This window comes from Sphingomonas sp. UYP23 (genome assembly GCF_054059235.1).
Genome location: NZ_JBSSBX010000001.1, coordinates 304815 through 326479 on the forward strand (window position 1 = coordinate 304815; position 21665 = coordinate 326479).

21 protein-coding genes and 1 tRNA gene are annotated in these 21665 nt (G+C 63.3%); 9 read left to right on the forward strand and 13 right to left on the reverse strand.

Annotated elements, in window-relative coordinates; translation table 11 throughout:
- Window positions 1-125 precede the first annotated feature (125 nt).
- Window positions 126-1289 carry an isovaleryl-CoA dehydrogenase gene (locus tag ACVWYO_RS01650; RefSeq protein WP_010183402.1) on the reverse strand — a complete coding sequence of 388 codons (1164 nt, stop codon included), beginning with the start codon at window positions 1287-1289 and terminating at the stop codon, window positions 126-128.
- Between the two features lie 177 nt (window positions 1290-1466).
- Between ACVWYO_RS01650 and ACVWYO_RS01655 the strand changes: the two genes are divergently transcribed.
- On the forward strand, window positions 1467-2348 hold the full coding sequence (locus tag ACVWYO_RS01655; RefSeq protein ID WP_457348475.1) for an MBL fold metallo-hydrolase: 882 nt from the start codon (window positions 1467-1469) through the stop codon (window positions 2346-2348).
- 25 nt (window positions 2349-2373) lie between these two features.
- Window positions 2374-4122 carry a ubiquinone-dependent pyruvate dehydrogenase gene (gene poxB / locus ACVWYO_RS01660; RefSeq protein WP_457348476.1) on the forward strand — a complete coding sequence of 583 codons (1749 nt, stop codon included), beginning with the start codon at window positions 2374-2376 and terminating at the stop codon, window positions 4120-4122.
- A gap of 15 nt (window positions 4123-4137) precedes the next feature.
- On the opposite strand, the gene fghA is transcribed toward poxB, so the two are convergent.
- From fghA to ACVWYO_RS01675, 3 genes are all read right to left on the reverse strand, one after another.
- Window positions 4138-4983, reverse strand: a complete 846-nt coding sequence (gene fghA / locus ACVWYO_RS01665) for an S-formylglutathione hydrolase (RefSeq protein WP_457348477.1) — start codon at window positions 4981-4983, stop codon at window positions 4138-4140.
- A 128-nt stretch (window positions 4984-5111) separates the two neighbouring features.
- Window positions 5112-6131 (reverse strand): alpha/beta hydrolase, encoded by a 1020-nt coding sequence (locus tag ACVWYO_RS01670; protein ID WP_457348478.1) that lies wholly within the window; start codon window positions 6129-6131, stop codon window positions 5112-5114.
- Between the two features lie 319 nt (window positions 6132-6450).
- A tRNA-Gly gene (locus ACVWYO_RS01675) sits at window positions 6451-6524 on the reverse strand.
- A gap of 234 nt (window positions 6525-6758) precedes the next feature.
- Between ACVWYO_RS01675 and ACVWYO_RS01680 the strand changes: the two genes are divergently transcribed.
- Window positions 6759-7028, forward strand: coding sequence for a hypothetical protein (locus tag ACVWYO_RS01680; protein WP_457348479.1), 270 nt, complete (start codon window positions 6759-6761; stop codon window positions 7026-7028).
- Between the two features lie 219 nt (window positions 7029-7247).
- A complete protein-coding gene (locus tag ACVWYO_RS01685) occupies window positions 7248-8060 on the forward strand; it encodes a ferredoxin--NADP reductase (protein ID WP_457348480.1) in 813 nt (270 codons plus the stop codon).
- A gap of 442 nt (window positions 8061-8502) precedes the next feature.
- On the opposite strand, the gene ACVWYO_RS01690 is transcribed toward ACVWYO_RS01685, so the two are convergent.
- The 4 genes from ACVWYO_RS01690 to ACVWYO_RS01705 all read right to left on the reverse strand — a co-directional run bounded on the left by ACVWYO_RS01690 (window position 8503) and on the right by ACVWYO_RS01705 (window position 11898).
- The gene (locus tag ACVWYO_RS01690; RefSeq protein ID WP_457348219.1) at window positions 8503-9435 is read right to left on the reverse strand and encodes an IS5 family transposase; all 933 of its coding nucleotides are present in this window, start codon (window positions 9433-9435) and stop codon (window positions 8503-8505) included.
- Between the two features lie 44 nt (window positions 9436-9479).
- Complete coding sequence (locus ACVWYO_RS01695; RefSeq protein ID WP_457348481.1) at window positions 9480-9752, reverse strand: hypothetical protein; 273 nt, start codon at window positions 9750-9752, stop codon at window positions 9480-9482.
- A 191-nt stretch (window positions 9753-9943) separates the two neighbouring features.
- Entirely contained in the window at window positions 9944-10309 is a 366-nt protein-coding gene (locus ACVWYO_RS01700) for a bleomycin resistance protein (protein ID WP_457348482.1), read from the reverse strand.
- Window positions 10310-10398: 89 nt separating this feature from the next.
- A complete protein-coding gene (locus ACVWYO_RS01705; RefSeq protein ID WP_457348483.1) occupies window positions 10399-11898 on the reverse strand; it encodes an MDR family MFS transporter in 1500 nt (499 codons plus the stop codon).
- Window positions 11899-12163: 265 nt separating this feature from the next.
- Here ACVWYO_RS01705 and ACVWYO_RS01710 point away from each other — a divergent pair, with 265 nt between their 5' ends.
- On the forward strand, window positions 12164-12667 hold the full coding sequence (locus tag ACVWYO_RS01710; RefSeq protein ID WP_457348484.1) for a GFA family protein: 504 nt from the start codon (window positions 12164-12166) through the stop codon (window positions 12665-12667).
- Between the two features lie 159 nt (window positions 12668-12826).
- On the opposite strand, the gene ACVWYO_RS01715 is transcribed toward ACVWYO_RS01710, so the two are convergent.
- Window positions 12827-13168 carry a hypothetical protein gene (locus ACVWYO_RS01715; protein ID WP_457348485.1) on the reverse strand — a complete coding sequence of 114 codons (342 nt, stop codon included), beginning with the start codon at window positions 13166-13168 and terminating at the stop codon, window positions 12827-12829.
- Between the two features lie 17 nt (window positions 13169-13185).
- Entirely contained in the window at window positions 13186-13941 is a 756-nt protein-coding gene (locus ACVWYO_RS01720; RefSeq protein ID WP_457348486.1) for a competence/damage-inducible protein A, read from the reverse strand.
- Between the two features lie 64 nt (window positions 13942-14005).
- Here ACVWYO_RS01720 and map point away from each other — a divergent pair, with 64 nt between their 5' ends.
- Window positions 14006-14830, forward strand: coding sequence for a type I methionyl aminopeptidase (gene map, locus ACVWYO_RS01725; RefSeq protein ID WP_457348487.1), 825 nt, complete (start codon window positions 14006-14008; stop codon window positions 14828-14830).
- Between the two features lie 60 nt (window positions 14831-14890).
- Here map and ACVWYO_RS01730 read toward each other — a convergent pair whose 3' ends face one another.
- A complete protein-coding gene (locus ACVWYO_RS01730; RefSeq protein ID WP_457348488.1) occupies window positions 14891-15286 on the reverse strand; it encodes a DUF1842 domain-containing protein in 396 nt (131 codons plus the stop codon).
- 429 nt (window positions 15287-15715) lie between these two features.
- Here ACVWYO_RS01730 and ACVWYO_RS01735 point away from each other — a divergent pair, with 429 nt between their 5' ends.
- The 3 genes from ACVWYO_RS01735 to ACVWYO_RS01745 all read left to right on the forward strand — a co-directional run bounded on the left by ACVWYO_RS01735 (window position 15716) and on the right by ACVWYO_RS01745 (window position 19285).
- A complete protein-coding gene (locus ACVWYO_RS01735) occupies window positions 15716-16054 on the forward strand; it encodes a P-II family nitrogen regulator (protein ID WP_010183375.1) in 339 nt (112 codons plus the stop codon).
- A 96-nt stretch (window positions 16055-16150) separates the two neighbouring features.
- Entirely contained in the window at window positions 16151-17572 is a 1422-nt protein-coding gene (glnA, locus tag ACVWYO_RS01740; RefSeq protein ID WP_457348489.1) for a type I glutamate--ammonia ligase, read from the forward strand.
- A gap of 360 nt (window positions 17573-17932) precedes the next feature.
- Window positions 17933-19285, forward strand: a complete 1353-nt coding sequence (locus ACVWYO_RS01745; RefSeq protein ID WP_457348490.1) for an IS1380 family transposase — start codon at window positions 17933-17935, stop codon at window positions 19283-19285.
- A gap of 409 nt (window positions 19286-19694) precedes the next feature.
- Here the strand turns inward: ACVWYO_RS01745 and ACVWYO_RS01750 are convergent, their stop codons facing one another.
- Both ACVWYO_RS01750 and ACVWYO_RS01755 read right to left on the reverse strand, forming a co-directional pair.
- Window positions 19695-21056, reverse strand: coding sequence for a hypothetical protein (locus tag ACVWYO_RS01750; RefSeq protein WP_457348491.1), 1362 nt, complete (start codon window positions 21054-21056; stop codon window positions 19695-19697).
- 31 nt (window positions 21057-21087) lie between these two features.
- Window positions 21088-21660, reverse strand: coding sequence for a hypothetical protein (locus ACVWYO_RS01755; protein WP_457348492.1), 573 nt, complete (start codon window positions 21658-21660; stop codon window positions 21088-21090).
- Window positions 21661-21665 lie beyond the last annotated feature (5 nt).

The following is a 21665-nucleotide window of genomic DNA, read 5'->3' on the forward strand; positions in this document are numbered from 1 at the left end:
GGGCCCCCCGCCGCCCCATCCCGTCATGCCGGGCTTGTCCCGGCATCCACCGTGCCGCATAGCTGGCGATTGTAACGCCAAGACCACGGTGGATCCCGGCACAAGGCCGGGATGACGGATATGCGTTACTGCGCGGCGGGCGCGTCGTTGCCGATCAGCTCGCGCCCGATCAGCATCCGGCGGATCTCATTGGTCCCTGCGCCGATATCGAGCAGCTTGGCGTCGCGATAGTAGCGCTCGACCGGCCAGTCCTTGGTATAGCCCGCCCCGCCCAGCGCCTGCACCGCCTCGTTGGCGACCTTCACGGCATTCTCGCTCGCGAGCAAAATCGCCCCCGCCGCATCGAAGCGCGTCGTCCGTCCGTCGTCGCAGCTGCGCGCCACTGCATAGACATAGGCGCGCGCCGAATTGAGCGCGACGTACATGTCGGCGACCTTCGCCTGCATCAGCTGGAAACTGCCGATCGCCTTGCCGAACTGCCGCCGCTCGCGCACGTACGGCACGACGACGTCGAGACACGCCTGCATGATCCCGAGCTGGATTCCGGCAAGCACGGTGCGCTCATAATCGAGCCCCGACATCAGCACGCCGACGCCGCCATTCTCCGGACCCATGATATTCTCTTCCGGCACCTCGCAGTCGGTGAAGACGAGTTCCGCGGTCGGCGAACCGCGCATCCCCATCTTGTCGATCTTCTGCCCGATCGCGAAGCCGGGCATGTCCTTCTCGATCAGGAAGGTAGTGATCCCGCGCGAGCCCTCGCCCGTTTTGGCATAGACGACGAGCGTATCGGCATAGGCCGCGTTGGTGATCCAGAATTTGGTGCCGTTGAGCACATAGCCGCCCTGCACCTTGTCGGCCTTGAGCTTCATACCGACGACGTCGGACCCGGCGCCCGCCTCGGACATCGCAAGGCTCCCGACATGCTCGCCCGAGATCAGCTTGGGCAGATATTTCGCCTTCTGCTCAGGCGACGCCCAGCGCGCGATCTGGTTGACGCACAGGTTCGAATGCGCGCCATAGCTCAGGCCGACCGAAGCCGACGCGCGCGACACTTCCTCGCACGCGATGACATGCTCGAGATAGCCGAGCCCGAGCCCGCCATCCTCCTCCGCAACGGTTACGCCGTGCAGCCCGAGCGCACCCATCTCTGGCCAGAGGCTCTGCGGGAACCAGTCCTCGGCGTCGACCTTCGCCGCGATCGGCGCGATCCGGTCGGTCGCGAAGCGCTGCGTCGTGTCGCGGATCATATCCGCCGTCTCGCCCAGCGCGAAATCCATCTGGTTCATGATCGGCCTCTCTTAGTTTCTCGTGTTACCACTGCCATTAGCGCGACCCGCCGCGAAGCGGTAGCGTCGGATTGCGCGGCGAACGCGGTTGACCCCGCACGTGTGGAACCAGCAAACTGACCACGGGTTAGACCCGCGGCGATCCCGGATCGTTGCTCCGCTCTCACGAGGATCCCTATGCCCATCAAATCGCTCTTCGCCGCAGCGCTCGCCCTGCTCGCCGGGAGTTCCGCGCTCGCGGGGCCAGTGCCGATCGCGCCCGCCGCCACCGCGTTCAAGCTCGGCAGCCTGCGGCTCGTCGCGTTGCGCGACATGATCAACGCCGTGCCCAACGACGCGAGCGTGTTCGGCCCGCAAGTCGGCGTGCCCGCCGTCTCGGCAGTGCTGCGCCAAGCCGGCGCGCCAACCGATACGCTGCCGCTCGGCGTCGACGCACTGCTCGTCGAGATGCCGGGGCACACCGTGCTGATCGACACCGGGCTTGGCCCCAAGGTCGGTGGATCGTTGCCCAAGAGCTTCGCCGCCGCCGGCGTCGACCCCGCCAAGGTGACCGACGTGCTGATCACCCATTCGCACGGCGACCATGTCGGCGGCCTCCTCACCGCCGACGGCGGCCTCGCCTTCCCCAATGCGACGATCCGAATGGCCGCAGCCGAATGGGCGTTCCTCAAGAGCAAGCCCGACAATGCCGCGCTGGCCGCCGCGATCACGCCCAAGGTGCAGACCTTCGCCCCCGGCGCGACGGTCGTCCCCGGCATCCGCGCGGTTCCCCTGCCCGGCCACACCCCCGGCCATTCGGGATACGAGATCACCTCCGGCAAGGAGCGTCTGCTCGACATCGGCGACAGCGCGCACAGCGCGATCGTGTCGCTTGCCAAGCCCGAATGGGTGATCGCGTACGACACCGACGCGAAGCAGGGGATCGTCCGCCGCGAGGCGACGCTCGCGCAACTCGCCGCAAGCCATGAGCGCGTCTTCGCGCCGCACTTCCCTTTCCCCGGCGTCGGTCGCGTCGTGAAAAGCGGGACCGGGTATCGCTGGCAGCCCGGCCTGCGCTGACCCTGACCGCTTGCGGAGACTCTCCATGTCCAAGACCAGCATCGCCGATTTGTTTGCCGAAACGCTCGAACTCGCAGGCGTCGAGCGCATCTACGGCGTCGTCGGCGACAGCCTCAACGGCCTGACCGACGCGCTGCGCCGTCGCGGCAAGATCGCCTGGGTGCACGTCCGCAACGAGGAAGCCGCCGCCTTCGCGGCGGGCGCCGAGGCGCAGCTGACCGGCAAGCTCGCGGTCTGTGCCGGCTCGTGCGGGCCAGGCAACATGCACCTCATCAACGGCCTGTACGATTGCAACCGCACGCGCGTGCCCGTGCTGGCGATCGCCGCGCAGGTGCCAAGCGGCGAGGTCGGCTCGAATTACTTCCAGGAAACGCGCCCCGAAGCGCTGTTCCGCGAATGCAGCGTCTATTGCGAGACGATCTCCGACGCAGACCAGATGCCGCGCACGCTCGACACCGCGATCCGCGCCGCGGTCGGGCATCGCGGCGTGTCGGTCGTCGCAATGCCGGGCGACGTCGCGTTGCGCAGCACGACGGGCACGCTCGCCCGCTCGGCACAAGCGTTGCTGCCGCCACAGGCCACCGTCGTTCCCGGCGCGCCCGAGATCGCGCAGCTGGCCGAACTGCTCAACGGTTCGGACAAGGTGACGATCCTCGCCGGCCGCGGCTGCCGCACCGCACACGCCGCACTGGTCGAGCTCGCTGGCGCGTTGCAGGCCCCGGTCGTCCATGCGCTCGGCGGCAAGGAGTTCGTCGAATACGACAATCCCTATGACGTCGGGATGACCGGGCTGATCGGCTTCTCGTCGGGCTATGACGCGATGCTCGGCTGCGACACGCTGCTGATCCTCGGCAGCGACTTCCCCTACCGCCAGTTCTATCCCGAAAAGGCCAGGGTCGCGCAGATCGACCTGCGCCCTGAAAACCTCGGCCGCCGCACCGCGATCGACCTCGGATTCGTTGGCGACGTAGGCGCGACGATCGCGGCGCTGCTGCCGCAGCTCAAGGCCGGACGCGATGGCGCATTCCTCAAGGACGCCCGCGAGAATTATGCCAAGGCGCGCGAAGGCCTCGACGAACTCGCGCACGGCACACCCGGCAGTGGCGTGCTCCACCCGCAGCACGTCGCGCGTGTGGTGAGCGAACTCGCCGCCGACGACGCGATCTTCGCGTGCGACGTCGGCACCCCGACGATCTGGGCCGCGCGCTACCTAAAGATGAACGGCCGCCGCCGCCTCATCGGCTCGTTCAACCACGGCTCGATGGCGAATGCGCTGCCGCAGGCGATCGGCGTGCAAGCAACCTATCCGCAACGCCAGGTCGTGACGCTGTCGGGCGATGGCGGGCTCGCCATGCTGATGGGCGAATTGCTCACGGTGAAGCAGCTCGGCCTGCCGGTGAAGATCATCGTCTTCAACAACGGCACGCTCGGCTTTGTCGAGATGGAGATGAAGGCGGCGGGGCTGGTCGAAACCGGCGTGACGCTCGACAATCCCGATTTCGCCGCGATGGCGCGCGCGATCGGCCTGCACGGCGTGCGCGTCACCGATCCCGGCGATGTCGAGACCGCAGTGCGCGACGTGCTCGCCCACCCCGGCCCGGCGCTGCTCGACGCGGTGACCGCACGCAACGAACTGTCGATGCCGCCGGCGATCACGCTCGAGCAGATGAAGGGCTTCACGCTCTACATGGCGAAAGCAGTGATCAGCGGCCGCGGCGATTCGGTGATCGACCTCGCCAAGACCAATGTCGGGCTGCTGAAGCGGCTGTTCTGACGCCGCGCGTGCGCGTCAGCCGGCGAGCTGACGCGCATGCCAGGCGACATGCTCGGCGAGGAAGGTCGAGATGAAATAATAGCTGTGGTCGTACCCAGGCTGCATCCGCAGCTCGAGCGGGATCCCCGCCGCAGCGCACGCCGCCTCGAGCACTTCCGGCCGCAGCTGGGTGTCAAGAAACGCATCCGCATCGCCCTGATCCACGAGCAACGCCGGCACCCGCGCGCCATCCTCGATCAACGCGACCGCGTCATGCGTGCGCCACGCGGCGCGATCCTCGCCCAGATAGCCCGCCAGCGCCTTCTCCCCCCACGGCACCTGGCTCGGCGCGACGATCGGCGCGAACGCCGAGACCGAGCGATACTGCCCCGGCCGCGCCAGCGCGAGCGTCAGCGCGCCATGCCCGCCCATCGAATGTCCGGTGATCGACTGCCGGTCGGGATCGACCGGGAAATGCTCCGCGACGAGCGCGGGCAGTTCCTCGGTGACATAGCTCGCCATCCGGTAATGCTGCGCAAACGGCGCCTCGGTCGCATCGACATAGAAGCCCGCGCCTAGCCCGAAATCATACGCCCCCTCGGCATCGTCGGGAACGCCCTCCCCCCGCGGCGAGGTATCGGGCGCGACGAACACGATCCCCGCCGCGCGACACGCCGCGCGATACTCGCCCTTTTCGGTGACGTTCGCCTGGGTGCAGGTCAGCCCCGAGAGGTACCACAAGACCGGCAGCCGATCGCCCGGCGCATGATCGGGGACGAACACGCTGAACGTCATCGGCGTCCCCGTCTGCATCGAATCGTGGCGATAGACGCCCTGCGTCCCACCCTGTGCGCGGACTTCGGATACCGTTTCGAGGGGCATGGCCACCATCCCTTATGTCGCCGCCAACGATCCCGACGATCGCGCGGACCAGGGCCATAGCCGCGATCACCGCACTCTGAAAAGCGGGTCAGCCGCGACGGATCGCGCATCCGCGTCCGAGCGCGTCGCTATTGTGTCGCTGCGGGACGAAGAAGACGTTGCGGAAGCCACGCGCTGATCAGATCGAGCGTCGCAGGATCAGAGATAGGCCATCCGCGATAGTCCTTCTGGCCCGATGTCGTTGAAACGAGCGGTTTGAAGCCATGCTCGACATCGGGCATCTCGACGATCGTGGCGTCACCGTTCGCGCGCAGCGCAAGCCGAGCCTCCGGTAGACTGAGCGCGGTGGACACGACCGTGTCGTCTGCGGCGTAAAGCGCGAGCACGGGTGCACGAACCCGCGCGAGAACGTCACTGGCGGCAACGGTGTAGAGCGAGGACGTCGCCGGATCGGCCAATGTGCTCACCGCGCCTTCGGCCTGTTCCGGCTTCCACCCCCCGGCGACAAACGCTCGAACCACCTCCGCACGACCGGAAGCGATCGTTGCGGGCGAGGCTGCCGTCGTGAGTGCGTCGAGATAGCCGTGCGTCGCATCGACGACCTGCGTGACAGCCTTTGGCGCCATGCCAGCGGCCGCCAATTTCACGCGCATGGCATCGAGGAACATCACCCCGCGCGTTCCCGCCGGCGCGGCCAGCAACACGACCGCGGCGACCGCCGGAGTCTCTACAGCCAGCGCCGGGGCGATGACCGCCCCCTGACTCAGCCCGAGTATCGCGATGCGGTTTGCATCGATGACGTCCCGGCGGGAGCGAAGATATGCAAGCGCTGCGCGGGCATCACGCTCCGCGGGCGTCATCGCATCGACGAAGGTCCCCGTCGATTTGCCGACGCCGCGCTTGTCGAAGCTGAGCGTGGCAATCCCTTTGGCGTGCAATCTCGCTTCCAAAAGCGGATAGATGCCATGCGGCGATGCGCCACCCCCGCCGAGCAACAGCACGGCAGGACGATGCGGCTCGGTGCTCGGCGGAACATGCAGTTCGCCCGCCAGCACGACCCCCGGTTCGGATTCGATCCGCACCGCCTCCGCTTGGATCGCAGCGGCCGGTGCGATCTCGCGGCCCGCCTCGGCTGGTTCGGCAAGCATCAGGCATATCGCTGTGGCAACACAGGCTGGCAGACGCCTCGTCCTGGTCATGGGGGTAGCTCCTATCTGGCCTGATACGGACGGACCTTGCTCGCGCGCCAGTCCAGCAGTCCCAGACCAGATGGTCAAAGGGCTTTGTGCGGCCTGTCGATGAGAAGCGCCCACGTCCTGAGCCACGATGCTGTGCAAGAAAGTCGACGATCACCACGCCAGCCGCTCCACCTGCACGGCTGGAAACCGCACGGTGTGCTGCCCATAGCTATCGAATGTCGGCCCGCGCCAGGGGCTCTTTCTGCTCGGAGCACGCAAAGGCTGTTGCTGGAGCGGGTGAAGGGAATCGAACCCTCGTCGTAAGCTTGGGAAGCTTCTGCTCTACCATTGAGCTACACCCGCGTGGCGGCGCTTTTAGAAGGTTTGCGTCGCGCTGTCAACCGAGCGTTTCGGCCAGGCGTTTCGACCGGGCAAAATGATCGCCCGGCCTACCCCCGCCCGCACGCGTCCATCGCAAAAGAGTCCGCGCCGGACGCGATTTGCGCTCGCACGGGCGCGTGTGCGGGAACATACCAATGCTCCCCGGCGCTGTGTCGGTCTGGGCCGGATGGCAATTCTAGCACGAGGCGAACGATCATGACGGAAGCAACCTGGGGCGACGACACCAAGACGCCCCCGATCGACTGGCGGATGAGCGCCGCGCTCGAGGACGTGCCGCGCGGCGCGGAGGACGTGGCCGAGGTCACCAGCCTCGAAGGCGCGGTGCGCGCGTGGCGCGAGCTCGATCCCGCACACCAGTCGGCTGCGACGCTGACGCTCGAGCGCGCGATCCAGCTCGACGGCGTGTCGCTCACCGCCTTTACCGGGAACAGCATCGCCGCCTTGGTCGAGAAGCTGCCCACCTGAACCGGCGCCGCCGCGCGCGACGAAGTTACGAGTTGAATTATAGCGCCCGACCGGAGTAACGGGTGCGCGATTATGTCGATCGCCCCGGGGCCGCGCTGTCGCCGGCCCCGTGTTGCGGTCGTTTTGCAGGACGAGGTGCGATGGGCAGCCGCGCCGGGATCGGGACGATACCCGATGGCACGGTGTGGCGGCAAACTTGCATTGAAGGACGACCTATTGATGAGTGATGTGGTGACAAGCCTGCCCGGTCTCGAATCGACCTCGGCGCTGAGCGTCGAAACCGTGCTCAGCGTGCGGATGTGGAACGAGCATCTGTTCAGCTTCACGATCACGCGCCCCGCGAGCTTCCGCTTCCGCTCGGGCGAATTCGTGATGCTCGGCCTGGCGGGCGAGCAGCGCCCGCTGCTGCGCGCTTACTCGATCGCCAGCCCGGCTTATGCCGAAGAGCTCGAATTCCTCTCGATCCGCGTGCCCGATGGCCCGCTCACCTCGCGCCTGTCGCAGATCCAGCCGGGCGACCAAGTCTATCTCGGCCGCAAACCGACCGGCACGCTCGTCGCCGACGCGCTGCTGCCGGGCAAGCGCCTGTTCATGCTGTCGACCGGAACGGGCCTCGCGCCGTTCCTCAGCGTCGCGCGCGATCCGGAGATCTACGATCGCTTCGACCAGATCCAGATCGTCCACAGCGTCCGCCGCGTGACCGACCTCGCCTACCGCCAGCCGCTCGAGGCGAAGCTCGCCGATGATCCGCTGGTGGACGAGCAGGCGGCGACGGCGTTTTCGTATGTCCCGACCGTGACGCGCGAGCCGTTCCACACCAGCGGGCGGATCGACACGCTGATCGACGACGGCACGCTGTTCAAGGACATGCCGGGCGAGAAGCACCTCGACCCCGAGACCGACCGGATCATGCTGTGCGGCAGCATGGCGATGATCAAGGATCTGGCGGCCAAGCTCGAGACGATGGGCTTCGTCGAGGGGTCGAACTCGCAGCCCGGCCAGTATGTGATCGAGCGCGCCTTCGTCGGTTGATGTGGGGAAAGCCCCTTTCCTGCTGGGAGGGGCGAGCCCAGGCCTTTGAGTCTTGAGTCGCAGATGGCCCGAACTGGCGGTCAGCCGCCGGTGCGACAACGACGGTCGGGACGGAATGTCTTGCAATCTTTCCGTCATTCCCGCGTAGGCGGGAAGCTATTAGCACCGGCCGTCCTGTACTGCGCAGTCAGCCAGTATGGATCCCCGCCTTCGCGAGGATGACGGAAGGGGGACAGTGACCCTTTTAATAGCGGCCCGCGATGGACCGGACTGAACGGCACAAGGTGGTGGGAAGCGGTCGGGCAGCTTTCGGACGCTTGGTAGCGAAAGCAGACATCGCGTTTGCCTATTGAAAAAGCTTTTCCCGATGCTCGTTCAACAATCGCGCTCGGCTTTGTTGCATAATTACGCGAGAGTATGACCGACGTTTTACTTGAAGATGTTATTGGATGCGGACGGTCACCGGCGTTCCTATTTCGGAGAACCGATTGAGAATTGCAGCACGGACTTTGAGCTCGGTAATCTGACGATCGAAGGTGCGGGCGACAACGCGCTGGCCCAGGAGTTTGAAGCAGTGCATTTTGGTCTCGACCAGACTGCGGCGATGATAGCCGCTCCACTTTTTCCAGATTGCGCGACCAAGCCGCTTTGTCGCGCGTAGCGCTCCATTGCGTGCATCGACGCCGGGACCGCCTTCTGCCCATGGTTGCCCGTTGCGGCGGACCGGGATGACCGCATCGGCACCGCGCCCGGCAATAGCGGCATGGCAGTCCCTGGTATCATAAGCGCCATCTCCGCCGACGCTGAGTATCCGCTCGTCTCCGGGAATTTGCGCCAGGAGAACGGGCAGCGTCGGTGCGTCACCAATGGCATTCGTCGTGACCTCAATGGCCCGGATATCCAGCGTCCCAGCATCAATCCCGAGATGCACCTTGCGCCACTGGCGACGGTAGGACGGTCCGTGTTTGCGCGTCTTCCACTCGCCTTCTCCCGTCATTTTGATCCCGGTGCTGTCGACCAGCAGGTGCAGTCCGCCCGAGCTGATCCGCCCGCCGAGGTTGACCTTCAACGTCTTCTGCCGTCGGCACAGCGTCGTATAATCCGGCACCGACCAATCCAGCCCCGCCATTTTGATCAGGCTCGAAACCAACCCCGTCACTTGCCGCAAAGGCAGGTTGAACAGCGTCTTCAGCGTCAGGCACAGCTCTATCGCGCTGTCTGAAAACCGCATCGGGCGACCAGGGCGACCACACGGCTTCGAAAGCCAGTGCATCTCCGGATCAAACCATATTTCCAGCGACCCACGCCGCTTCAGCGCCGCATTATACTCAGGCCAGTTCGTCGTACGATACACAGGTGCGGCAGGTTTGGGCATTACGCCTATCTATACCGCTCGATTCCCTGCGTGAATCCCCGCCATCAGTTTTGCAACAAAGCCAAGGCGGGCCCAAAGACCGCGAATATCACCGGATGAGTCTCGATTGTCCTGCCTTGAAACCAGATCAGCACTCCAAGCGCGATCATCCAAGGTACGGACAACAGCCCGCCCAGAAAAAGGCCCAGGCCTGCTCCCGCGATGCTAAATCCTGAAGTTGTCCCAATCGTATCGGTAATGCCGGCAACGCCCAGTCCGCAGACGTGCGCGATAAGAACGCGTATCGCGATATTTCCTCGCACCGTGCCTGTGTCCATAAGTCATTCTGGCTACCAAAACTGGTATTGGCAACGGCATCTATCGGGATCGACTCATCGGGTCGCCTACGACCGCAATTGGTCGATTTCTGCCCATCCGCGTTTCCACCCGATAGCTGCCGCTCCGCCTTCGGAACGCGTGTCTGTGCTGGCGGCAGCCGAACGGGGAATAAGGCCCGAATTCCAGTCGCTCAGTCCGGCACTTGAACCAACCGGATCAACGTTCCGTCCAGATCGATTAGAGCCCCGACGATGCCGCCCCATGGTTCGCGTTTCGGCTTGTGCGTTCGCGGCCACCCTACGGTTACTTCCGGCACACCAGCGGCTTTGATATCTGCGAAAAATGCGCCGACGTCCTGCATTCTGAAGCAGCAGCCGAAAGAACTTTCGGCGGGATCCAGGTCGGGATACGGAAAGAACTCGAGCGTCATAGCGCCGCGCTTGCGGATCATCCACCCGGGGTCGCGCCACGTCTCCATGAAGCCCAGCTTCCCGAAAAATGCAGCCGTCTGGTCGAAGCTTCTGCTCGGCAAATTGGGAGTGGCGATGTCGGGCAAAGGATGAGGCTCCATCGAAATTTCCATGATCATAGCGCGGCAACGAAGCGATGAAAGCCGCCATCCGCGCCCACAACGCCCCTCACCTATCACCCCCGATGCCCACTCATCCCCGCCCCCGCATCGGCAGCAAAGCGCGCGTTCCAGATCGTCGCGCTGGTCGAGATCGCGGTGACCACCAGAAACGCCAGCGTGAAATCACCGAGCCGCGGCAGCGGATGCCCGCCCCCCAACATCCCGACATGCAGCGCCGCAGCGCCGACACAGATCCCGGACGACAGCATCAATTGCTGGAAGGTCGCGTAGAAGCTCGTCGCCGAACTCATTCGGTCGCTCGCAATCTCGTCATAGGCGATCGTGTTGTACGCCGAGAATTGGAACGACATGAAAAAGCCCGACAGCATCAGCACGCCGAAGATCAGCGCGATCGGCCAGTCGGGCCGAAACAGCCCGCACACCGCATAGCCCGCACTCGCGCCGAGCCCGCCGAGGATCAGGCTGCGCCGGAACCCCCAGCGGCGCAGGATGCGCGGCGCGAGCCCCTTCATCGCGAGCGAGCCGATCGCCCCCGCGACGGTGATCGCCCCGCTCGCCGCCGCGGTCATGCCGAAGCCCAATTGCAGCATCATCGGCAACAGGAAGGGCTGCGCGCCCTGCGTGATCCGCGTCAACGATCCGCCGATCAGCGACAGGCGGAAGGTCGGCACGCGCATCAGCGACAGGTCGAGGATCGGATCGGCGCGGTGCCGCGCATGGCGGATGTAGAGCGCGCCCGCGACGCAACCGATCCCGATCAGGCCGAGCGCCACCGGCAACTCCCCCGTCCGACTCGTCATCTCGAACCCGAACAGCAGGCAACCGAGCGCCACGCCCGACAGCACGAACCCCCACGGATCCGCCCGCACCGGCGTCTCGGCGCGCACCTCGCCGATATAGCGCGTCACCAGGAAGACGCCGAGCAGGCCGATCGGCAGGTTGAGATAGAAGATCCAGCGCCAGTCGAGATAGGTGACGATCGCACCGCCGACCGGGGGCCCGAGGATCGGCCCGATCAGCGCGGGCATGATCAGCCACGACATTGCCGAGACCATGTCCTCCTTGGCGACGCTGCGCAGCAGCACGAGCCGCCCGATCGGGATCATCATCGCGCCCCCCAGCCCCTGCAGGAAGCGCGCACCCATGATGAAGGGCAGGCTCGGCGCGACCCCGCACAGGGCCGAGCCCGCGACGAAGATCAGGATCGCCCCGCGGAACACGGTGCGCGAGCCGAAGCGATCCGCCAGCCGCCCGCTCGCCGGGATGAAGATCGCGAGCGCGAGCAGATACGAGGTCAGCGCCGAGCTCATGTTGGTCGCTGGAACGTGAAAATCGCGCGCCATCGTCGGCAGCGCGGTGGCGAGGATCGTCGCGTCCATCTGTTCCATGAACAAGGCGCAGGCGATGATCAGCGCGACCAGCCGGTAGTTCTTGGGCGTATGATCGACCGCGCCATCCTCGCGCGCGACCTGCGCGATGTCGCCGGCCGCGGGCAGGATGCCGTCGCGGATTTCGCTGTTGATCGAGGCGAGGCCCCGGCGGCGCAATCTCATGGCGCAGTTCCGAAAGCTTGGGTCGTTGCTGCGTAGGGCGCGATCTGCGTCCAGGACGGTGCGCGGGGACCGGATGGCTCTCCCGTGTCAGCGCTTGGTCGGCTGATCGAATGGTCGGCGGTGCGTCTCCTGCGCCTCAAATCCTGCCGCCGCAACCCGCCTTCGGTACCGTCCGCGATCGAACCGCAGCGAGATGGCGGTCGACTGCCGCTTGCGCTATCGATGCGGTTGCGTCCGAGCCGCCATCATAAGGAAAATGGCTCCTATGAACAGCACCTTGCGAAGCCTTCGCTGCGAATGCGGCAACGTCCGGTGCGAGGCGGTCGGCGATTCGATCGTCGTTGCCGTCTGTTATTGCAGCGATTGCCAGGCGGGCGGCCGTCGCCTCGAAACACTGACCAACGCCTCGTCTGTCCTCGATCCGGACGGCGGCACGCCGTATCTCACCTATCGCAAGGACCGGTTCACCTGTGTGGCCGGTCGCGATCTGCTCACCGGCCACAAGCTTGGCAAGCGCGCGCCGACTCAGCGGTTCGTCGCCTCGTGCTGCAACACCGGCATGTTCCTCGAATTCGGGCCCGGTTTCTGGATCTCGGCCTATCGCCAGCGGTTCGAAGGGCCGCTGCCGCCGATCGAGATGCGCAACAAGACAGATCGGCGGCATTCGGACCTGCCGCTTCCGACCGACGCGCCGTCCTATCGCGGCTTTCCGATCGGGCTGTTCTGGCGGCTGATTAAGGCCCGGGCCGCCATGTTCATCGGGAGATAGGCGCCCACTTGCCCTTGGTCCGGCTGGTCAAATGAAACTGTCGACACCGATCGCAACGGTAGCTCCGCAGCACGAGCCCCGAACGCGCGATCGCGTCCGCCGCCGCCGCCTGGGACTCGAACCGCCGCTTGCGCTGGCAGACGCTGAGCTTGGTGCGCGTCAGCGCGGCTTCTTCGGCTGCGGCACGCCGCTCACCCAGAAGATCCCGCCGGGCTGGAGCGTGATGACATATTGTCCCTTGTCGTCACACTCGGCGATCCACACCGCCTTGCCGTCGATCGGCGCGTGCTTCTCCATCCGCACGATTTTCTGGCAGGTATAGCCACCGTCCTGGATCGCGCGGAACATCGTCGTTTCCTGGAGCGACGGCGAGAGCGCGTCGATCTTGGCTTCCATCGGATCGTGCGTCGCGACTGCGGCGGGCGCGCCGCTGCCGGTCGGGCTGCCATCGCACGCCGCCAGGCTCACCGTGAGCAGTGCCGCCAGATAGATGCGCTTCATCGGTTCGCTCCCAACTCTCAAATCCCGCCGGCCACGACGCTGCGGCCGGTCTCTTCCAACGCCTGCGTCAGATCGGCGATGCAGCGATCGGCGAGCGCCGCATCGGTCGCGCGCACGACGAAATTGGCGCCGGTGCGCCCGTCGCGAAAGAAGGGGTAACTCCCGATCGCGACGCCTTCATGGCTTGTCTCGGCCTGGCGCAGCAGATCGGCGACCTCGCTCTCGGCCACCCAGCAGCCGATCGTGCGCGACAGCACCGGCAACCCGCCCTCGAGCGTGCCGGTCAGCGCATCGAGCATCCCCGCGGTGACGTGCGGCACGCCCGCCATGATGAAGACGTTGCCGACGCGGATCCCCGGCGCGCCCGACATGCGATTCTCGATCAGATCCGAACCCTCGGGCACGCGCGCCATCCGCTTGCGCGCCTCGGTCAGCCCGCCGCGGCTCGCATAATAGCTGTCGAGCACCGCGACCGCCTGCGGGTGAAACACCACTGGCACGCCGAGCGCCTGCGCGATCGCATCGACGGTGATGTCGTCATGCGTCGGCCCGATCCCGCCGGTGGTGAACAGATAATCGTTGCGTTGCCGCAAGATATTGACCGCCTCGACGATCGCCTCGGGCTTGTCGGCGACGATCCGCACCTCGGCGAGACGGATCCCCTGGACGTTGAGCCACGCCGCGATCTGCGCGACATTCTTGTCCTGCGTGCGGCCCGACAGGATTTCGTCGCCGATCACCGCGAGCGCGGCCGTCCAGATGCGTGTCGTCATGTCCCTGCCATAGCCCCGCCGCCGCCCCCTCGCAAAGCGAAAGCGGTTTCGCTATATCGTGCGGATGACCGACTATGTAACCGTAACCGCCGACGCCCCCTCCGGCCGCACCGGCGCGATCAAGCTCTATGGCCGCGATGCGTTCGACGGAATGCACGCCGCCGGCAAGCTTGCCGCCGAGACGCTCGACATGATCGTCCCGCACATGGTGCCCGGCACCTCGACTGCCGAGATCGACGACATGGTCCGCCGCTTCATCGTCGAGCGCGGCGGGATCCCCGCGACGCTCGGCTATCGCGGCTATACGCATTCGAGCTGCATCTCACTCAACCATGTCGTCTGCCACGGCATCCCGAGCGAGAAGACGCTGAAAAGCGGCGACATCGTCAATGTCGACGTGACGCCGATCCTCGGCGGCTGGCACGGCGACAGCAGCCGGATGTATCTGATCGGCGACGTGCCGATCAAGGCCAAGCGCCTGGTCGAAGTGACCTACGAATGCCTGATGCTCGGGATTGAGCAGGCCAAGCCCGGCAACCATCTCGGCGACATCGGCCATGCGATCCAGCGCCATGCCGAGAAGCACCGCTACGGCATCGTCCGCGATTTCTGCGGGCATGGTCTGGGCCAGCTGTTCCACGACGCGCCCGAGGTCGTCCATGTCGGCAAGCCCGGCACCGGCCCCGAGCTCAAGCCCGGCATGATCTTCACGATCGAGCCGATGATCAACACCGGCCGTGCCGACGTGAAGCTGCTCGACGACGGCTGGACCGCGGTGACCCGCGACCGCTCGCTCTCGGCGCAGTTCGAACATTCGATCGGCATCACCGAGACCGGCTGCGAGATCTTCACGCTCAGCCCCGGCGGGTTCGACAAGCCGCCGTACTGAGCGCTGCGCCAGACACAGACATGCGCCGGCGGTATCGCCGGCGCATGTCTGGTCGATCGGTCACGCTTCCTTGCTGACTTTCGCGTGTGTGATCATGTGGGTGCCGTAGCGATACGTCCCCACGCCGTTCCACGCGCCATCGACCGCGAGCGCGGCGAAGAACTGCGCGAGATAGCTGCCGATCGCGGGCGGTGGCACCGACACGACATAGTCGCCGTGCAGCGCGACGAGCTGGGTGTCATGACCAAAGCCGGTGTGATGGAGCACGCCGCTCACCGGAAATTCGATCGAGCCATAGGGCGGCGGCAGCGCTTGCGTGATGTACGCGGTGCCGGTGATGTGCCCGGTCGGCGCGTTGACCAGCAAGGCGAGTTCGAGCTTGGGCGCACCGGCCAGATGCCCGTCGCCAACCTGCACGAGAAGCTTAACCTGATAGAGTCCTATTGCGTCGGCCATTGTCGTTCTCCTGAAACGATTTCGGAAAAGCAACACGTCGCGAGACGTTTGAGACGCTCTTTCACCAGGAACCAGCGCGAAGGCGCCTATCTGTTAGGGGCATCGCGCTGCAACCCCGTTGCGACGCCGCGTTTTACCACGCAAATGACGTAAGACGACGTGTTTACTGCAAAAACCAGGTTAAACACCATGATCAACAGCGCAGAGGAGACGACCCCCGGCGGACAGCGCCAACAGCGAGTCTTTGAACCGCCCGACCTGCGCTCAGGCATCAGCCACATGCCCGCCAATCCGGCAAATCGTGGCGCCCTGCCTGTTCGTTAAGCAGACCCCGCACGCCTCTCGGATGCGCTGCCCCGCATTTCCGCCCCTCGCGCGGCTGGCACGGTTGTTGTAAGGTCACCCGGCATAGCGGGAGGCGTAGCAAGCGTGAAAAAGATCGAGGCGATCATCAAGCCGTTCAAGCTCGATGAAGTGAAGGAAGCGCTGCACGAAGTCGGCGTCAGCGGCATCACCGTGACCGAGGCCAAGGGCTTCGGCCGCCAGAAGGGCCATACCGAACTCTATCGCGGCGCCGAATATGTCGTCGACTTCCTCCCCAAGGTAAAGCTCGAGGTCGTCGTCGAGGACGCGATGGCCGACCGTGTGGTCGAGGCGATTGCCGCGGCCGCACAGACCGGCCGCATCGGCGACGGCAAGATTTTCGTCATCCCCGTCGAAACCGCGTTGCGAATCCGCACCGGCGAGCGCAACGAGGACGCGATTTGACGCAGCGCAACATTCTGTGACAGCGTAAACATCCGGGCGACACACGATTCCCGAACCACTCGGGCAGACTATTCGAAAACGAAAGGCGTGGGGACTATGGCTAAGGCACCGAATACGGCCAGCGACGTACTGAAGATGATCAAGGAGCAGGAGATCGAGTGGGTCGATCTGCGCTTCACCGATCCCAAGGGCAAATGGCAGCATCTGACGATGGTCGCCGGCGTCGTCGGCGAAGACGAGCTGACCGACGGCTTCATGTTCGACGGTTCCTCGATCGAGGGCTGGAAGGCGATCAACGAGTCCGACATGATCCTCATGCCCGATCTCGATGCGATCTGGACCGATCCGTTCTCGGCCACGCCGATGCTGATCCTCGTCTGCGACATCGTCGAGCCCTCGACCGGCGAGCTCTACGCGCGCGATCCGCGCTCGACCGCCAAGCGCGCCGAGGCGTATCTCAAGACCACCGGCATCGGCGACACGATCTTCATCGGCCCCGAGGCCGAGTTCTTCATGTTCGACAACGTCCAGTTCGAGAACAGCTATTCGACGAGCTATTACAAGATCGACGATATCGAACTGCCGACCAACACCGGCACCAGCTATGACGGCGGCAATCTCGGCCACCGTCCGCGCGCCAAGGGCGGGTACTTCCCGGTCGCGCCGGTCGACTCGGCCGTCGACATCCGCGGCGAGATGGTCTCGACCATGCTCGAAATGGGCCTCCCCTGCGACAAGCATCACCACGAAGTCGCAGCCGCCCAGCACGAGCTCGGCCTGACCTTCGGCACGATGACCGTCACCGCCGATCGCATGCAGATCTACAAGTACGTCTGCCACAACGTCGCGCAGGCGTATGGCAAGACCGTCACCTTCATGCCCAAGCCGATCAAGGAAGATAACGGCTCGGGGATGCACACGCATCTGTCGATCTGGGACAAGGGCAACCCGCTCTTCGCCGGCAACGGCTATGCGGGCCTCTCGGACATGTGCCTGTATTTCATCGGCGGCATCATCAAGCATGCCAAGGCGGTCAACGCCTTCACCAACCCGACGACCAACAGCTACAAGCGCCTGGTCCCGGGCTATGAAGCACCGGTGCTGCTCGCATATTCGGCGCGCAACCGCTCGGCATCGTGCCGCATTCCGTACGGCACCGGCCCCAAGGCGAAGCGCGTCGAAGTGCGCTTCCCCGACGCGATGGCCAACCCCTACCTGTGCTACGCGGCGCTGTTCATGGCGGGCCTCGACGGCATCCAGAACCGCATCCACCCGGGTGAGGCGATGGACAAGAACCTGTACGACCTTCCGCCGGAAGAGCTCGCCGAGGTTCCGACCGTCTGCGGTTCGCTCCGCGAGGCGCTCGATTGCCTGGCCGCCGATCACGACTTCCTGCTGAAGGGCGACGTCTTCTCGAAGGACCAGATCGAATCGTACATCGAGCTGAAGATGGAAGACGTGAAGCGGTGGGAGATGACGCCGAGCCCGGTCGAGTTTGATATGTACTACAGCTACTGAGGCCGCCGAGCCGGCGGCCGATGGGGACAAGGCGAAGCCGAAGTCCCCACAGGAGCTGTCGGCCGGCCTCGCTACAGCGAGGACCGACGACGTGGCTTTGCCACGGCGGTGATTTTGGAGAGGGCGTTCGGAGCGATCCGGGCGCCCTTTCTGTTTGAGTGCGGCGCTTATGGACCATTGTCGCCCGCTTACGGCTTAAGCGGTCCGCAAATCCCGTCGTTCGTTCTACCGTCACTAGCCCGGATTATTCATCGGGAGCCCAAATCGGTGGTGGCGATCGTGGTCTAAGTCTCTGGTTTGGAGTAGAGAAAGGGTGCTTACGCCATCCCTCTGCTCCAGACAGAAAGTGCCACGACCGCCATGGCTGACGATAGCGGGTTCTCCTTTACCTTCCCAGCCATTCGTGGTCGAAAAATCACCGCCGCGTTCGACGGCGGTCGGCTGACGTCGGACGGCGGCGTGCTACTGCTCGCACAGGCCGAGCGGCGGTTGGGGATCGCGGATCGGCTCGCCGCCTGCATCGCTGATCCGCGCGATCAGGGTCGGGTGATCCACCGGGTCGCCGACATCTTGCGCGCCCGCATGCTGGCGATCTCGTGTGGGTATGAAGACGCCGACGATCTCGACACCCTGCGGCATGATCCAGGGTTCAAGCTGGCGCTCGGCAAACTGCCGGGTGATCCGTTCGGGCTGGCCAGCCAGCCGACGATGAGCCGGTGGGAGAACGCGCCGACTACGCGCGAGTTGATCCGTCTGACCGGCACGCTGGTCGACCTCTATTGCGCGAGCTACCCCGTGCCGCCTGCGGCGGTGACGCTCGACATCGACGATACCGTCGACGTCGTACACGGCGCGCAGCAGCTCTCCTTCTGGAACGGGCACTACGGCGAGCGTTGCTTCCTGCCGATCCATGTCTACGACACCGCTACCGGGCGGCCGGTTGCGATGCTGCTGCGCACCGGCAAAACGCCGTCGGGCAAGGAAGTCGCCGGCCATGTTCGCCGGCTCGTGCGACGTATCCGTCGCCACTGGCCCGATACCCGGATCACGCTGCGCGGCGATGGTCATTACGGTCGGCCAGAGCCGATGGCCTGGTGCGAGGCGAACGGCATCGACTACATCTTCGGGCTGCCCGGCAACCGCACGCTCCACGCCGATCCCGTCATCGTCCGGGAAGGCGATGCCTGCGCGACCGACCGGGCATTGCAGGGACTGGTCGAACTACGGCGTTACGCAGAGACGCGCTACGCTGCGAAAACCTGGGGGAATACCGAACGTCGCGTCGTTGCTCGCATCGAGGCGAGCAGCCTCGGCCTCGACATCCGCCTCGTTGTCACCTCGCTTGCCGAGGGCAGCGCTGAACGGATCTATGACACGCTCTACTGCGCTCGCGGCCAGGCGGAAAACCTGATCAAGCTGCATAAAACGCAGCTGAAGAGCGACCGAACCTCCTGCTGCTCGGCCAACGCCAATCAGATGCGGCTCATCCTTCACACCGCCGCCTACTGGCTGATGTGGGCCGTGCGGCACGCTATGCCCGCAACCGCCACGCTCCGCACCGCCGAGTTCGCGACCATCCGCCTGCGGCTGCTCAAGGTCGCCGCGCGCGTCGTCGAAACCGCCAGCCGCATCCGCATCGCCTTCGCCAGCGCATACCCCGATGCCGCACTGTTCCGATCCATCGCGCTCAATCTGCGCACCGCGGGCCCATGATCGATGCGGCAGTGGCCGCCTAACGAACCCCGCCCATCAACTCCGCCCCAACCTGTGAAACCGCGATGAGACAGGCGCTTCGGACCCATGCGCCCTGCCTGCGGCTATACGACGCCTGCGCTAACCCATCGGCTGAGAAACGCTGCCGGTGAATAGATCAGGCTAGGGATCAGGCATCGCTCCGTTAGTGAAACGTCAGACTACGGAGCATCAGAGACGCCATTGTTCAAAACCATCGGTGGCCATGAAACTGATAAGAGATTATTTAGAGTGTTAGACGTCGCTTACCGCCAATTTCTACAACACCATTTAGAGAAAATGCACTAGGGCTCAAGTCCAGAGACCTTATCATAAAGTTTCTTAAGGTGATGATTAGACATATCCAATATCGGCTCATATATAAATGAGTTTATATGGATATTTCTGGTGTCATTAACGTGACTTGCTTTAAGCATTTTAACGTTTCTGAATCTATCAGACTACCCTGCTCAAGTTTTTGCAGCAAGCGAAACGTCTGATTACTCTTGATTGTCTCTAGAAACGCTTGATTATCTAGCCTCGCAATCATAAAGTTTTCCGCTTTCAAGCGGATTGCCATAGCGAGTACAATCTTCGTCTCCAACTCGATCTGCTCTTCTGACAGGGCGCACGCTGCCTTCGCTCGCTCGAACAGCAGGTCAAACACCTTCCGGTCACCTTGAGGTAACGCTAGAGGAGCCTTAAATGTGATCACTTGCTTAAAAAGTGCTTCAAGATCCGCTACGGTTAGATCGGCTGATCCAGCTTTAACGTGAAGATATCGTGTTAATTCTCGCTCGACATCCTCTTTTCCAGAAAATTCAGCAATATTTCTAACAAATGGGATCATTGCTAGAAGGAAGTTGTCATGCGTTCCCTCCGGGATTTTTTCCTTCCAGTAGTTAAACGGATTATTTTGGTATTTTTCTTCTCTAATATGAACTCCATGATCATCACGGAGCGTATGAAACTTGTTCGACCGATCTAAATCGAGACGGCTAGAAACCGTCCGATAGAAGTCATATTTGTGCGTGAGGATAATCTGATAAAAGAATGAAGTCTCAGTTATATCACGCAGATATTCAACGATGGCATATTTATTCTTATAATCGAAAGAGTCCGCGATATCGTCAAACACGAACAGAGTTTCGAGCTGAGCCTCACGGCGTGCTATTACTTCAAAAATGATGTTAAGTAGGTACAAAGCCCGTTTTTCGCCGTTACTTAAAACACGAATGAGATCGCTCTCGGTCACGGGAACTTCGGTGCCGTCATGGCCCCGAAAACGGAATCGGATGCTGGGCGCGTCGGCCTTCAGGATCACGTCATGCTGATTTTCCATCGTAACCAAAAACGGTACGGAAAAGCGACTGTTGAACTCATCTAGAACCTCGGCCCAGCGCGTAGCTTCCTGCCGGGCCTCTTCAACAATCGCCTCAAGCTGCTGCCGCCCACGATCGAAGGTATCTAACGTATCATTCATGGCCTCACGGTTGCTAGATAAATATGCAATCCATAAGCGCTGTCGGAGGCGATCGGGATTAGCCAACTCTGGAATTAGCTTCTCATTCTCGGCCAAATAGACCCGGAAATCCTTCATATCTACATTCTTGACGAGCAACTTATCTACGCGCTCAAATTGCCCCTTTAACTCAGGATCACCGAGTATTTCGTCTTTCTCCTCTTGAATGACACGCTCTAAATCTTTCTCATTTTTAATCTCTTGACGGACGTTTTTGTTGTTAACGTACACACTGTGATCAGCCTAAAAAACCCATTTGCCTTCAGACTTTTGGCCACGTCGGAAGCGTTGTTATGATTGAACGCGCCCTTCCGGAAAAATGTCGAGCGAGTGACCAACCGATCGTAAATCGCCATATAGTTTCAATGTCGCTTATGAACGACGCGGATTTAAGCTGCTCGGCCACTTTCGGGGTGAAAATCGACCCATAACGTAAGTCTGCAAGCGTCTCATGAGATCCGCTTTCTACCTCCGGCTTGAGACGTCGAAGTGCAGTGAAAAACTCCTTCGGATCACTCGTGACGTCCGTTGCGAGCGCCTCCTCTAGGCCATCCTTTAAGCCAGATACAGACTTGAGGCTTGCGATCAGGGCGTCCTTCTTGTCGTCAATATCTCGACGAACAGCGTCGTACCGCTCTCGCAAACGCGCGTTTGCAAGTAAGGTCGACATCCGGTTTGACCGATATGATTCGTTATAAGGCTCAACAACGAAGATGCTTTCCGGCGCCAACTCAGCTCCAGTCTCGTTAACGATCGAGCGCTTGGTTTCTCTATCCTTGTGGATGCGGTCGCTTGACGCCTTGCCTTCTGAAAGATCTTTGAAGGTGAGAGCCAACGAGC

What these genes read in the sequence shown, in the direction of transcription:
- ACVWYO_RS01650 (WP_010183402.1), bottom strand. Translation starts at nt 1,289, where the DNA reads ATGAACCAGATGGATTTCGCGCTGGGCGAGACGGCGGATATGATCCGC.
- ACVWYO_RS01655 (WP_457348475.1), top strand. Translation starts at nt 1,467, where the DNA reads ATGCCCATCAAATCGCTCTTCGCCGCAGCGCTCGCCCTGCTCGCCGGG.
- poxB (WP_457348476.1), top strand. Translation starts at nt 2,374, where the DNA reads ATGTCCAAGACCAGCATCGCCGATTTGTTTGCCGAAACGCTCGAACTC.
- fghA (WP_457348477.1), bottom strand. Translation starts at nt 4,983, where the DNA reads ATGCCCCTCGAAACGGTATCCGAAGTCCGCGCACAGGGTGGGACGCAG.
- ACVWYO_RS01670 (WP_457348478.1), bottom strand. Translation starts at nt 6,131, where the DNA reads ATGCTTGCCGAACCAGCCGAGGCGGGCCGCGAGATCGCACCGGCCGCT.
- ACVWYO_RS01680 (WP_457348479.1), top strand. Translation starts at nt 6,759, where the DNA reads ATGACGGAAGCAACCTGGGGCGACGACACCAAGACGCCCCCGATCGAC.
- ACVWYO_RS01685 (WP_457348480.1), top strand. Translation starts at nt 7,248, where the DNA reads ATGAGTGATGTGGTGACAAGCCTGCCCGGTCTCGAATCGACCTCGGCG.
- ACVWYO_RS01690 (WP_457348219.1), bottom strand. Translation starts at nt 9,435, where the DNA reads ATGCCCAAACCTGCCGCACCTGTGTATCGTACGACGAACTGGCCTGAG.
- ACVWYO_RS01695 (WP_457348481.1), bottom strand. Translation starts at nt 9,752, where the DNA reads ATGGACACAGGCACGGTGCGAGGAAATATCGCGATACGCGTTCTTATC.
- ACVWYO_RS01705 (WP_457348483.1), bottom strand. Translation starts at nt 11,898, where the DNA reads ATGAGATTGCGCCGCCGGGGCCTCGCCTCGATCAACAGCGAAATCCGC.
- ACVWYO_RS01710 (WP_457348484.1), top strand. Translation starts at nt 12,164, where the DNA reads ATGAACAGCACCTTGCGAAGCCTTCGCTGCGAATGCGGCAACGTCCGG.
- ACVWYO_RS01715 (WP_457348485.1), bottom strand. Translation starts at nt 13,168, where the DNA reads ATGAAGCGCATCTATCTGGCGGCACTGCTCACGGTGAGCCTGGCGGCG.
- ACVWYO_RS01720 (WP_457348486.1), bottom strand. Translation starts at nt 13,941, where the DNA reads ATGACGACACGCATCTGGACGGCCGCGCTCGCGGTGATCGGCGACGAA.
- map (WP_457348487.1), top strand. Translation starts at nt 14,006, where the DNA reads ATGACCGACTATGTAACCGTAACCGCCGACGCCCCCTCCGGCCGCACC.
- ACVWYO_RS01730 (WP_457348488.1), bottom strand. Translation starts at nt 15,286, where the DNA reads ATGGCCGACGCAATAGGACTCTATCAGGTTAAGCTTCTCGTGCAGGTT.
- glnA (WP_457348489.1), top strand. Translation starts at nt 16,151, where the DNA reads ATGGCTAAGGCACCGAATACGGCCAGCGACGTACTGAAGATGATCAAG.
- ACVWYO_RS01745 (WP_457348490.1), top strand. Translation starts at nt 17,933, where the DNA reads ATGGCTGACGATAGCGGGTTCTCCTTTACCTTCCCAGCCATTCGTGGT.